Origin of the sequence: Flavilitoribacter nigricans DSM 23189 = NBRC 102662, from assembly GCF_002646595.1 — a bacterium.
Taxonomy (GTDB): domain Bacteria; phylum Bacteroidota; class Bacteroidia; order Chitinophagales; family Saprospiraceae; genus Flavilitoribacter; species Flavilitoribacter nigricans.
Genome location: NZ_PDUD01000018.1, coordinates 35,946 through 48,278 on the forward strand (window position 1 = coordinate 35,946; position 12,333 = coordinate 48,278).

Consider the following 12,333-nt stretch of genomic DNA (forward strand, 5'->3'; position numbering starts at 1 on the left):
CTCGAAAAAAAATCGCGTCTATACTGTTGAATTCGTCCGGTAAAATCGGCTGAAAGTCGAAAAATCGGCGGAGTATTTAGAATTTAACGTAACTTTAAGGAGTTATCGACCCATCATCGATGAAGATGATTCGAAAAGAAGACTGTAATGAAAAAACAAACTGCCCGTACCGTTCTCGTCGCTCTAGTAGTTCTCGCTAGCCTGGTTTCTTACATTTATCTGAATACGGTGGAACTGAATACTTCCTCAGAGAAGGCCACTCAGTACCAGCTTATGGAAAATGAAGAACAACTGGATGAAGAAACCGTCACTAACACTAAATTGTACTTACCGGAAGTAGCACTGATCAAAAAAGTGATCGAAACCGGAAAGAGTCTGATTCCCGGTAGTTAAACGGTTCTCCTTCGGAACAAAAAAAGCCCCCCGAATTTCGGGGGGCTTTTTTTGTTTATAGGCTTTCCGCTGCCGGATCATTTAATGGAAACCCGACTACCCTGGGAATGACTCGTGAATTCCGGCGCATACATACACTGGATACTCGTGATGCCATTTGAGAACTCGCCTTTGTAGGTTACCCGCAACGGATATTCAAATACATAAGTACCGGCCGGGAGGTAGTCAAAGAAAAAGTTGGTAGCGGCATCACCGGGGCTTTCGTAATAGCCGAGGCCGTCCTGCCAGCGGTAGCGGCTGAGGATGTTAATCGGTTCCAGGCCCGCCGCGCGGGTATCCTTCATGTGTACGTATTCCATAGCCCGGTCGACCCTCAGTTCCAATCTGACCACAAGTTTGTCGCCGGGATGCAGGGCCGCGTTGGCCCCAAGGGCTTCCAGCACCGGTCCGCGATCGCCGGACCTTTCGATGAATAAACCTTTTTTCAACGTGAGGGGCGTTTCTTCAAAAATATCGATCTTGTCAAGGTCCTCGAAATACTGCCAGTAGGCTGCTCCCCAGGCCGGTCCCTTGTTGGGATTCCTCACCTTGATCCGGCTGATACTTTCATCTACTTCCGATCCGTCCCATTTCACCTGGAAATATCCGGTACCCGCTTCGGCACTAGCCTGAGCGGCTTCGATCTTGTCGTCATAGTTTTGTTTGTTCCAGCCGGGGAAGCGGATCTTCACTTCCTGACTTTCGGCCAGCCAGTTATCACCGGCATTCAACAAGGCATAGACGGCGGCTGCGGTAGAGGTGGTGGTCGGCCAGTGATTGGTCTGCTTGTTTTTCAGCAACCATATCTTCAGTGCATTGATGTCTTCGATCGGAGCGTCCAGGGAGCCGAATACTTCGATCATCAGCGCGTGCGTTTCGATGGGGAGTTGGTGCCAGAACCAGCTGTTCGGTTGCTTCCAGTACATGCCCAGTTCGTCGTTCCGGAGGGCTCTTTCCCGCAGAGAAGCCAGGATCTTTTGCGGGGTAGCCATTTGTTGACGATTGGCCAGGGCGAGGGCGATCAGTCCCTGTTCGTAGAGGCCCTTATCGAGCCAGTATTTTTCACATTGTCGCAAATAGTAATCAATGATGGTCTGCAATTCCTCTTTGGCCGGCACCTCAAATAGGGAGCGGGTGTACAGGTAATGAATGGTGAGGCTGTTGAGGTGGTCGTCCTCCCATTCGGCGTTCTGCCGATCCACCTGTTCCTTGAGTTGATTATATTGCTCGACCACTTTTCGATCAATGTACTCGATACCATTCAGGCTGATTCGGTCGGTAATGCCGGTATAGGCGGGATCAGATACATTCAGTTTTTTCAAACGGCCGATGCCCTGCACAACGTACTGGGTTATGTGCCAGCTCGGATTCCCACCGGGGAACCAGGAAAAACTCCCGTCCGACTGCTGCCGTTCATCCAGTTTAGCCAAAGTACTCTCTTCTTCGCGGGACATGCGATCCAGATCAAACAACAGCCCGATATTCTGCTTTTGTTCTTCTTCATTCTGAGCGTCCAGTACCCAGGGCGTTTCTTCGAGCAGCAAGGCTTTCAGGTCCTGATTTTTCCGCAGATTACTCAGCATGGCATCCTGGGCCTGATCGCGCCACTCGGTAAAAACCTGCCGTACTTTGGGATACTGATTGGCCGCTGAACTGGCCAAGGCATTGGCGTAATAACGGTTAAAGATCTGTTCGGTGCATTCGTAGGGGTACTCCATCAGGTAAGGCAGTGCCTGCACGGCGTACCAGGCGGGGTTGGACGTAAATTCCAGGGAGAACTGATGGGCTTTGGCCGTTGGCGAACTCAGCGCCTTACCGAGAGCCCCCAGCTCAAAGGTCTTGGATTCTCCTCCGTTGAGCGCCAGCGGTTGGGATTCGGTAACCAGCATGCGATTGGTCAGCACCGGGAGGGCGGCTTCTTCGCCGTCTGTAAAGGAGCCGGCGCGGGCGGTGACCCGGTAGATGACCGCAGAGGTACGTCCGGTGGGGATTTCCAGCTTCCATTCTAGTCCGGCGGAACCACCGGCTTCCGTTTGGAAGGATACATTGGCCTGATCATTGCCGAAGGCCACATCGATGGATTCCCGGGTGCGGGCGTCGAAGAGTTCGAGCCGGGCCGATCCCGATAGAGGACCTTCGCTCAGGTTACTCACTTTAGCCGCAAAAACGATCTCGTCGCTTTCGCGGAAAAAGCGCGGTGCGCTCGGTAGCACCATTAACTCTTTTTGCGTAACGATCTCTTTTTCACTACTGGCGTAGGCCAACTCCGGCGTGTGGGCGAAGGCCAGGAATTTCCACCGGGTCAGCGCCTCGTTCATAGTGAAGGAGATCAACACATTGCCGTCCTCATCGGTCCGCAGATCAGGCAGGAAGAAAACCGTTTCGTTTAAATTGGTCCGGGGAGTGATGGGGGCATCCTGGTCGGTATCCGCGTCGGCCTCATCTCCACCGGTGGCATCATCGTAAGGGGTCGGCATACCGGCTACATTGGCTACCTTGCTTTCCGCCATGGCCATGTCCATTTCCACGGATTCCTCTTCTATTGTTTCCATCCGGGGAGCGGCCGGTGCCGGTGCCATGGATCGGGCGGAAAATAAACGGACTACTCTGCTGGTCAGGATCAGGCGGCGGTAAGTGCGTTCGGGGAGTTTATCCCAGTCCTGTTGGGGCGTGTTGAGCATATTGCCGTTGGTCTGACCGAAACCGGCGCCCTGCCAGCGACGGTGATCCATATAATAATTGGGAAAGGCGGTAAAGTTCCAATTGTTCTCCGCAAACTGATCCAGGGAGGCATCGTACATGGCGGCCACCAGTTCGGCGGCTACTTTTTCCCCACCGGGACCACTGATCTTTAACTGCCATTCTTCTTCCGCTCCCGGTCTTAGTTTATCCCGAAAGGTCTGATATTCAATTTGCAATTCCTTGTTGCTCCAGGGAACGACCACGGTCACACTGGGGGTGAACACCCGATTGTACCGGATAGCAGCGATCTTAATGTGAAAACTACCGCGATCTTCTTCCCGGACCAGTTCGTTCATATCCAGCCACTTCTGCAGGTCTACCCAATGGGGTTCTTCTTTTTTGTCCCGACGATCTACTTCGTACAACAAATGCCAGTTCTCCAAAGAAGAGGCAATAGCCAGATTAGCCAGATCTTTGGGCTCGTACACTTTCTGGTCCAGTTGGGTCCACAACCATTCATTGGTCGGTATCTGCTGATTGACCCGGTCGTACAACTGGAAAAAGCCCTGGGCTTTGATCTCATGCCCTCCCTGATCCTGGGTGGTAAAGGTATAGCGGTAGTGTCCCACCGGCCAGTCTTTCACTTCCAGTTTCAGTGATTGGGAGGTTCCCGTATTGATCTCCTGACCGTAGATCTCGCCCACTACGGGCCAGTTTTGCGGCTCGTTCTCGTCCTCGTACGGCATTAGCGGGAACTGCTGGCTGAACGTCTCCTTATCGATCACGTGGTAATCCGGTTTTTCCCAATAGCGCTCGAGATAGGGGTGGGCCGGAGCGACCAGTCGTTCTATAACCAGGGATCCGGTAACGTCCTGCGGCTCACCGTCCAGGTTATTCGTATTTACTTTTAATTCCAACGGTTTTTGGCGATCGGAAGCATCCGGAACTACCACTTCGGCCTGAAGCCCCAAACGAGCGAGTTGTATACTTTTTTCCCCGCTGTGGGTTTCCCCGGTTATATCCGTGACATCGGCATAAACAGTGAACACGAAGGCGGGATCTAACTGGCGGTTGACCGTCGGATCGGCTTTGGCCGGGAAACTGATCGTAAAGTTACCGTCGGCATCCGTTTTGGTAGTGCCGTTGGCGACCTCCATGCTGGCCGAACGGCCACCCGGGAATCGCATACTACTGCGACGCCACCAGGGTAGCCAGGGGTAGCGGACTTCCCGAACCACCCGGTAGGTTACATTGGCATCCTGGACCTGGTCTCCGGCAAAACCTGCGGCTGTTCCGGCAACGCTTACTTCCGTATTCAGTTGCGGCTGGCTGTCCAATTTATCGAAGGTGACCTCAAAACGCGGCCTCTTGTATTCTTCGACCCGAAAATAATGGGTACTGCCGTTGCCGGCCCGGAGGAACATCTGTCCGAGTAGACCGGAAGCGGGCGCCACAAAACTGCCGCTTATACTGCCGTAGTCATTACTGGTCAGTTCAAGTTTCTTGACTTCCTGCCCGTTGGCATCGTGAAAGCTGACCGTGGTTTTTTCGTTGGGCAAAATGCGGGGTTGTTGGGTTTCCCCGTCTTTTTCCAGCAAAATGGCCTTAAAATAAACGGTCTGTCCGGGGCGGTAGATCGCCCGGTCCAGAAAGAAGTGCGCCATTTGGCGGTTACGGGGTTCGTTACTGGAATTGTAATTACTGTATCCGTTCTCAAGGAAAAGGATATCCTGGTCGAGGGTCAGTTTCACCCGGAAGTAGAGGTTTTGGGTGACGTTGTGATGGACAAAACCGTCGGCATCCGAAACGGATTCGCCCACCTTATTTAATTCGTATTGCTGCTTCTGTCGGTTGTACATGCGGGTGAAGAACTCTGCCTTCACACCTGGCATCGGAGCGCCGGAACTGCGGTTCACCACTACAAATTGCATCTGATTTTCCGGGGAATGCCGGTGCAGATACGCCAGTTGGGAAACATGGGTCTCGACGAAGGCCGCTCTGCTGACCTTGGGCTCGATGGACTCCGTATCGGAAACAACGATCACGTAGTGACCGATATCCAGTACCGGAACGGCCAGTTCTACCGAATGCCCCTGATAATCCCCTTCATCGGGTATCGCCTGGGACCAGGTCTTGACGGGTTTTTGCCGTTTGATGTAAGCGATCCGTTCGTTGTAATTCAGCGTGGAAAAATCCAGTTCACTGTCCAGGCGGTAAACCTGGAGGAACACCTTATCAATATTTGTGTAGCCAATCCAGAGCAGAGAAGGCTGAACGGGAATATTCACCTGTTCGATCTTCAGTTCCAGTTGCTTGCTGCGAATGGATTGCTGCAGGTTTTTACATTTGATCGCTCCGTAACTATCCGGGAATTTCTCAATAGCGGTTTGGCACAATTCGTAGGCTTCCTTGATCAGCCAGCGTTTTTCATCGTCGGTACCCGGCTGGTAGGTTCTACCCAGTCGAAGTTTGAATTCAGCGATCTGAGCCAAAATTTCCGTGTAGACCGGCTGGGAGGTATATCGTTCGGCCATTGCCTCGAGCGCATGCAGGTACAAACTGTCTTTTTGCGGGAGAACGGCTTTCTCGTGAACGACCTGCAGCCGTTTGAGATCGGCATCGACCAGGGCCGCGGGCTGGTCATCTTCCAGATGCTGACCGAGTACCCGTTGGAACAGGCTCAGGGTCAGGTAAGGAAAGGAGGTTTCGTCTTCGGTAACGAAAGTATGGGATACAAATTCCGCTGCCGGGTCGAAAGCGGCCGGATCGTCGATCGTAAACTGGTAGACCGGCTGGGTGATGTAGGTTAGTTCATTGGTAAACTGGTCGATAGCCCGGTGGGCCAGAAAATCAAAAAGCGTAGGACGTAAGTCGTCCGTATTTTTGGTAGCCGGAAAAAGTGGATCAAAGGTGCCGATGGGAACGGCGAGCAGCGCCTCGGGATCTTCCACAGAGGCCAGGTAGTATTCGGTGCTTTTTTGGAGTAACTGCTCGGCGGACCAGGTTTTGATATCCGTTCCCGGATCGCCGCTTACGGATTCCCGTTGGCGAATCCGCCAGATCTGGTCCCGGAGGTAATTCATGTATAACTCACCGAGTACCGACTGGAAAATGGCGTCTACAGGAAAATCAACATTAGGAAATTCCGTTTCTAAATAATTTATGGAAGCCACCGTCCCGTCTTCGGACAATTCCGGCAACAGAGCGCTGACCTGTATCGCAGCCTTGGCCTGGTGGGCGGCGTTTTTATCATTTTTGGCGCGATCGTATAGTTCGAGCGCTTTACCCAGGGCGGAATTGGGCAAACCCTGCTCCTGTAATGAATCAATTGCTTTCCATTCTGCGGTGTAGGGGTCGTTATTAACTGGCATAGACCCTGGGTTTTGGGAGGTAAGTGGGATGTAGGCGAACAGTATCAGCACCAAGGCCCATGGGATAGTCCTCTTTCTCATATTTCGTGTTTTGTGGGGATATTGTTTTTATAACCATGTTAGTGATAGAAAAATTATGACAGAAGCCTTTTATTTAGAGGGATTTAGCCCAAATCGGCCAATATCGACCCCGGGATCAATCGGTACACCGCGGGTCAGCACGTCTGCAAGGTGTTGAGCCCAGTAGGGACCGAGGGATGCGCCTTTGGTACCCAGTCCGTTAAATATAACCAATTGTGGGTGTTCTGGGTGCGTTCCCAGTAGCGGGCGCCGGTCTTTGATGGTGGGGCGGATCGCCGCCCGGTGCTCTTCGGTGCGATAGGGGAGCCGGAGCAGTTCATCGAGTTTTTCCGTCAGGTATTGCCGGCTTTTTTCCGATGGGAGATCATCCGTATGGAAATTGTTGCTGGTCGATCCGATCCAGTAGCGGCCGTCGGCCAGGGGAACGACAAAGATCCGGTGTTTGAGAATACGTTCAAAGCCGGCTTCCGGAATGGACGTGATCAGGGCTTCGCCCTTATTACCCTCGTAGGGAAGGTAGGAGAAATAGGGATTGGCTTTGGATTTTGCCCCCTCGCAAAAAACGACCACACGGGCTCGGATACCCCGGTATTCAACGCCCTGGTCGAGTAATTGGAGCTGAGAAAAATCAAAAGCTGCTTCGGTTAACAAGCCTGCATTTATCAGCCATTGCCGGTAGTGTTCCGCGAGGGTGCCGATCTCTACCTGCGCTCCTTCCCGCAATTCTCCGTAATCAAAGGCAGGGACCGTATGCTCTGCGTAGCGACCAATATTGACTTCATCTCCCGGTACCATATAGGCCTGGTAGGCGGGATCAAAAGCCCGGGCCTGCCAGTCATTTACCTCCCGGTTATTAAAAAGAGCCCGCAGCACGGGGCGCGGATGGTAGATCTGGATATTCAGCTTCTGTTCGAGTTCCCGGTAGGTTTGCTGGGCTTTGGGGATGAGGTCATCGATCCGCCAGGATTTAACGTAGCGTCGACCCGTAACCGGATTGATGATACCGGCCGCCACTTTGGTAGCCGCCCGGGGATAATTATCGTCGATAAGATGAACGGCCTGGCCGGCTTCCAGTAAAAAATGAGCGATCAGGGTGCCGGCCAAACCCTGCCCAACGATCAGATAATCGGTAGTAATGTTCAATTGATCAGACAAATCTCAGAAACTGTTTTAAAAATGGTGCTGCAGTTGGGAAGCCCGCATTTTGCGACTGATTGAGGCGTAAAAAAGTGAACATAGCCTTAGCTACGTGACCTTTTTTGTAACGATGAGCAGGCGGAAAATGCGCGCTTCTTAAACCAGTATTTATTTTTAAAACAGTTTCTCACGGTAAATTATTCAATTCTTCGCGCAATTTCTTCGGCATTTTCTCAACCACCAGATCGTAGGAGTGATCGATCAGCTCGGTCAGGAGTTCGTTGTCCAGTCCCGTTTCCAGTTCCACCGTATTCCAGTGCTTTTTATTCATGTGGTAACCAGGGATGATCTGCGGGTGACTTTCACGAAGCTCGACCGCCCTAAGCGGGTCGCATTTCAGATTGGCAGTCGCCGTTTCACTGTCCAGCCCGGTGAGGGCAAACATCTTGCCCATCACTTTAAACACAAGGGTTTCCTCGCCGAAGGGAAAGGTTTCTTCCACCCCTTTTTTGGACAGGCAGTACTCCCGGAATTCTTCTAGGTTCATAATTTGGTGATCGTCGGGTTATAAGGTAGCCGGCAAGCGGCGGTTCAATTCATAAATACGGCAAACTCGCCCGCTTCCTGGATCTCTACGTCAATATTTTCCTTCAGGGTAGTGGCCAGCGACAGCCCCACATAATCGACCTTAATGGGGAACGATTTATGCTGCCGGTCTACCAGTACGGCCGTTTCGATCTTTTTGGGTAGGATGGTCATCAGTGGTTTGCAGGCATAAAACATCGTGCGACCGGTGTTTGCGACGTCATCTACAAGGAGGATCGTCTTCTGATTGAGTTCTTCGACCGGCATTTCCAGTTCGATCGGACTACCCAGCGGATCGGCCGGGCTCAGACGGATGCGGGTCAGGGTAATGGGTAACGGTTTGAGTTGTTTTAGTTCCTCGATCAGCAACAGGGCCACCTGCATACCCCGGTTGTTGATCCCGATGATAATCAACTCCTCTTCCTCGTAATTGTGCTCGAGGATCTCAATCGCCAGCCTTTTAACTTTCTGCCGGATCTTTTTATGGTCTAGTATTTTCATGGTATATTCCTTGAACTACAAATTTATTACTTTGGCGATGAATAAAAATTAAATTTGTTGAGTTTTGTACAATCGCGGTCGAGATGTTATTTTAGCGAAAATTCGCTGAATTAAATTGTCTTTTAGCCGGTGATCTTTCGCACGGATTAATTCCGGCAATCAGTGATCATTCATTCGTTGTGATTGTTCAGCTACTGCCGAGCCCCATAAACCGCAACTTAAGCATTTTTATGATACAACAGATTATATTCATCATTGTCGCCGCCGCCGCACTGGGCTATGCCGCCCGGCAATTCCTTCGGGTGCGCAGAAATATCCTGCTCGGGCAGGACGAGGCGACCACCGGAGACCCGGGCGCGCGCTGGAGCAATGTACTCCTCGTTGCTTTCGGGCAAAAGAAAATGTTCAAGCGCTGGATCCCCGCCGTCTTTCACTTTTTCATTTACGCAGCTTTTCTCATCACGCAGATCGAACTGATCGAGATCTTTATTGACGGAATTTTCGGCGTACACCGCTTTTTCGCCTCCGGTCTGGGTGGGTTTTACACCTTTGTGATCAGCTTTATTGAGATCCTTTCCCTGCTGGCTTTCGTGGCGACCATCATTTTCCTGGCCCGTCGGAATGCGTTGAAATTACCGCGTTTTCACAAACCCGAAATGAAGGGATGGCCGAAGCTGGACGGTAACCTGATCCTGATCTTCGAACTCATTCTCCTGGTCGGTATTTTCAGTATGAACGGTGCGGATATGGTGCTGCAGTCCCGCGGAGTGGAGCATTATTCGGATACCGGTAATCTGGCGGTGAGCAGCTGGCTCGGTCCGGCACTTTTCGGCGGGTTGAGCGACGGGACATTGGTCGCCGTGGAGCGTTTCGGCTGGTGGCTGCACCTGATCATGGTATTCGTCTTCCTAAACTATCTGCCCAAATCGAAACACCTGCACATTGTACTGGCTTTTCCGAACACCTATTTTGCCCGGCTCAGACCGCGCGGCGAAATGGAAAATATGCCGGAGATCATGAATGAGGTGAAGAGCATGATGGGCCTGGGAGATGATACAGGCGAAGCGGATCTGAGTATGGAAGAGGAACTGCCCGAATTCGGTGCCAATGATGTATTCACCATGTCCTGGAAAAATGTGCTGGGCGCTTACGCCTGTACCGAATGCGGTCGGTGTACCGCGGTATGCCCCGCGAATATTACCGGTAAAAAATTATCTCCCCGGAAGATCATGATGGATATCCGGGACCGGGCCGAAGAGATCGGACAGCGACTGGATAGCGGCAATAAGGAATTTGCCCGCGATCCCGAGCAACCGCTTTCCAAAGAGAACTACGAAGACGGCAAATCACTCTTTGATTACATCAGTCGGGAGGAGATCCACGCCTGCACGACCTGTAATGCCTGTGTGGAAGCCTGTCCGGTACTGATCAATCCGCTGGAGCCCATTCTTAAGATGCGTCGCTACGAGATCCTTACGGAATCCGCGGGACCATCCGACTGGCTGCCGATGTTCAATAGTATTGAAAACCAGGGAGCGGCCTGGGCCATGAATATCGACCGGGAACAATGGACCAGAGAATAATGCCGGGATTTACGATCTGTATCGGAGATCCTCCGGCATGTTTCACTCACAATTGACAATTATGCAAGAACTGAATATAAAAACGATGGCGGAAATGACCGCCGAAGGTACCAGCCCGGAAATATTGTTCTGGGTGGGCTGTGCGGGTAGTTTCGATGACCGGGCCCAACGCATCACCCGGGCTTTTGCCACTATCCTGCAGGCGGCGGAGATCTCCTTCGCTATTCTGGGCAATGAGGAATCCTGCACCGGGGACCCGGCGCGGCGGGCGGGTAACGAATTCCTTTTTCAGATGTCGGCCCTGCAAAATATTGAAGTACTGAACCGCTACGAGATCAAAAAGATCGTCACGGCCTGTCCGCATTGTTTCAATACCCTCAAAAATGAATATCCGGCGCTGGGCGGAAACTACGAAGTGATCCACCACACGCAGTTTCTCCAGGAACTGATTGATCAGGGACGCCTGAAACTGAAAGAGGGGGGCACGTTTAAAGGCAAGAAGATCACCTACCACGATTCCTGTTATATGGGCCGGATCAACGGCGTTTACGAAGCACCGCGCTCGGTACTGGCACAGTTGGATGCAGATCTGGTAGAGATGAAGCGCAGTCGTAAAAACGGCCTGTGCTGCGGTGCCGGCGGAGCGCAGATGTGGAAAGAGGATGAACCCGGTGACAAGCGGATCAATACCGAAAGGGTAGAGGAGGCTTTAGGTACGGGGGCGGAGGCCATCGTGGCGAATTGCCCGTTCTGTATAACCATGCTGAACGACGGCGTGACGGCCAAGGAAAAACAGGAAAGCGTGATGGTCTACGATCTGTCGGAAATGATCGTAAACAACCTGCAATAAGAAAGGCCGGTGTGCCGCCCTTTACAAGTTGCGGCACACCGGCCTAAAAAAAACGCACAAGTATCAGGAGCGTTTTGGGCCCCTATATGACAGGTTTAAGGCAGCTGCGGTGGTTCGGTAATCCCCTTGTCCTTCCGAAGAAAGAATCCTTGCGGATTGAGGCCCGCCCTAGACACCATAAGTCTGACCTTTATTATTATCGTGTTGAGCCAAAACTTATTTTGATACTTGCGCGTTATTCGTTGCAAAGCCGGTTGCTTTGCGCTGCTAAGTTAGGATTTTTTAGCATACGAAAAAAGTGGTTTAACAATTTTTGAAATTTGATCATGGCCTATACTAAATCACAATTATTGGAAAGTTTACCTCAGGTAGGAAAAGTAGAATGGATCGGTATCCGGGCGGAGCGCCGCGCTGATGTGGAGCCCGTTTCCGAGATCACGGTTGATGTTGAAGCTGGCTTATCCGGTGACCACTACAGCCGGAATGGTGGTAAACGGCAGATCACCCTGGTGCAGGCAGAGCACATCGAAGCCGTGGAAAAGATGCTGGCCCGTTCGGTTGACCCTGGCGCATTGCGTCGGAACATCGTTATTTCGGGCATCAATATCCTGGCTTTTACCGATCGTAAATTTACCCTCGGTGAGGTAGTTTTGGAAATGACCGGTCTTTGTTATCCCTGCTCCCGGATCGAGGAGAATGTCGGTCCCGGCGCCTACAACGCCATGCGCGGCCACGGGGGGATCACCGCAAAAGTAATTAAAGGAGGAACGCTCCGTGTAGGTGACGAAGTACGCTTGTACCAGGAACCGGAAGCGGTGGAAGTTTCCTAAAAAATAGCTGATGGCTGAAGTAAGAATTGCCTGCCCAAAGTGTGACTGGGAGCCCGATGGAAAGCCCTACTGGTCGTGCACTTGCGGCCACGTCTGGAATACTTTTGATACCGGCGGACGTTGCCCTGCTTGCAAAAAACAGTGGGAATGGACCCAGTGCGTGGTGCACGCCGGCGGCTGTCTAGCGATGTCACCCCATTTGGACTGGTACCGCGGACTGGACGAATGGCTGGAAGAAGAGATCTCAAAAATTGAAGTGATCGTCGAGACCTCCTGAGGCT

At 52.0% G+C, this 12,333-nt stretch carries 9 protein-coding genes; 5 read left to right on the plus strand and 4 right to left on the minus strand.

Annotated features, from left to right (window positions below; genetic code table 11):
• Positions 1-147: 147 nt before the first annotated feature.
• A complete protein-coding gene (locus tag CRP01_RS11350; protein ID WP_099150164.1) occupies positions 148-393 on the plus strand; it encodes a hypothetical protein in 246 nt (81 codons plus the stop codon).
• Between the two features lie 77 nt (positions 394-470).
• Here the strand turns inward: CRP01_RS11350 and CRP01_RS11355 are convergent, their stop codons facing one another.
• The 4 genes from CRP01_RS11355 to CRP01_RS11370 form a co-directional block, all read right to left on the minus strand.
• Positions 471-6,485: an alpha-2-macroglobulin family protein gene (locus CRP01_RS11355; protein ID WP_170110330.1), complete on the minus strand. Its 6,015-nt coding sequence runs from the start codon at positions 6,483-6,485 to the stop codon at positions 471-473.
• Positions 6,486-6,635: 150 nt separating this feature from the next.
• Entirely contained in the window at positions 6,636-7,721 is a 1,086-nt protein-coding gene (locus CRP01_RS11360; protein WP_233752667.1) for an NAD(P)/FAD-dependent oxidoreductase, read from the minus strand.
• Between the two features lie 169 nt (positions 7,722-7,890).
• A complete protein-coding gene (locus tag CRP01_RS11365; protein ID WP_099150166.1) occupies positions 7,891-8,250 on the minus strand; it encodes an MmcQ/YjbR family DNA-binding protein in 360 nt (119 codons plus the stop codon).
• 44 nt (positions 8,251-8,294) lie between these two features.
• The gene (locus tag CRP01_RS11370) at positions 8,295-8,789 is read right to left on the minus strand and encodes a phosphoribosyltransferase family protein (protein WP_099150167.1); all 495 of its coding nucleotides are present in this window, start codon (positions 8,787-8,789) and stop codon (positions 8,295-8,297) included.
• A 230-nt stretch (positions 8,790-9,019) separates the two neighbouring features.
• Here CRP01_RS11370 and CRP01_RS11375 point away from each other — a divergent pair, with 230 nt between their 5' ends.
• From CRP01_RS11375 to CRP01_RS11390, 4 genes are all read left to right on the plus strand, one after another.
• Positions 9,020-10,372: a (Fe-S)-binding protein gene (locus CRP01_RS11375; protein WP_099150168.1), complete on the plus strand. Its 1,353-nt coding sequence runs from the start codon at positions 9,020-9,022 to the stop codon at positions 10,370-10,372.
• Positions 10,373-10,442: 70 nt separating this feature from the next.
• Positions 10,443-11,222 carry a (Fe-S)-binding protein gene (locus tag CRP01_RS11380; RefSeq protein ID WP_099150460.1) on the plus strand — a complete coding sequence of 260 codons (780 nt, stop codon included), beginning with the start codon at positions 10,443-10,445 and terminating at the stop codon, positions 11,220-11,222.
• A gap of 350 nt (positions 11,223-11,572) precedes the next feature.
• Positions 11,573-12,052, plus strand: coding sequence for an MOSC domain-containing protein (locus CRP01_RS11385; protein ID WP_233752669.1), 480 nt, complete (start codon positions 11,573-11,575; stop codon positions 12,050-12,052).
• A gap of 10 nt (positions 12,053-12,062) precedes the next feature.
• Positions 12,063-12,329: a hypothetical protein gene (locus CRP01_RS11390; RefSeq protein WP_099150170.1), complete on the plus strand. Its 267-nt coding sequence runs from the start codon at positions 12,063-12,065 to the stop codon at positions 12,327-12,329.
• The last annotated feature ends 4 nt before the right edge of the window (positions 12,330-12,333 follow it).

Excerpts from the sequence above, each read along its gene's own strand:
- CRP01_RS11390 (WP_099150170.1), top strand. The coding sequence starts at position 12,063 with ATGGCTGAAGTAAGAATTGCCTGCCCAAAGTGTGACTGGGAGCCCGAT.
- CRP01_RS11370 (WP_099150167.1), bottom strand. The coding sequence starts at position 8,789 with ATGAAAATACTAGACCATAAAAAGATCCGGCAGAAAGTTAAAAGGCTG.
- CRP01_RS11375 (WP_099150168.1), top strand. The coding sequence starts at position 9,020 with ATGATACAACAGATTATATTCATCATTGTCGCCGCCGCCGCACTGGGC.
- CRP01_RS11365 (WP_099150166.1), bottom strand. The coding sequence starts at position 8,250 with ATGAACCTAGAAGAATTCCGGGAGTACTGCCTGTCCAAAAAAGGGGTG.
- CRP01_RS11355 (WP_170110330.1), bottom strand. The coding sequence starts at position 6,485 with ATGCCAGTTAATAACGACCCCTACACCGCAGAATGGAAAGCAATTGAT.
- CRP01_RS11350 (WP_099150164.1), top strand. The coding sequence starts at position 148 with ATGAAAAAACAAACTGCCCGTACCGTTCTCGTCGCTCTAGTAGTTCTC.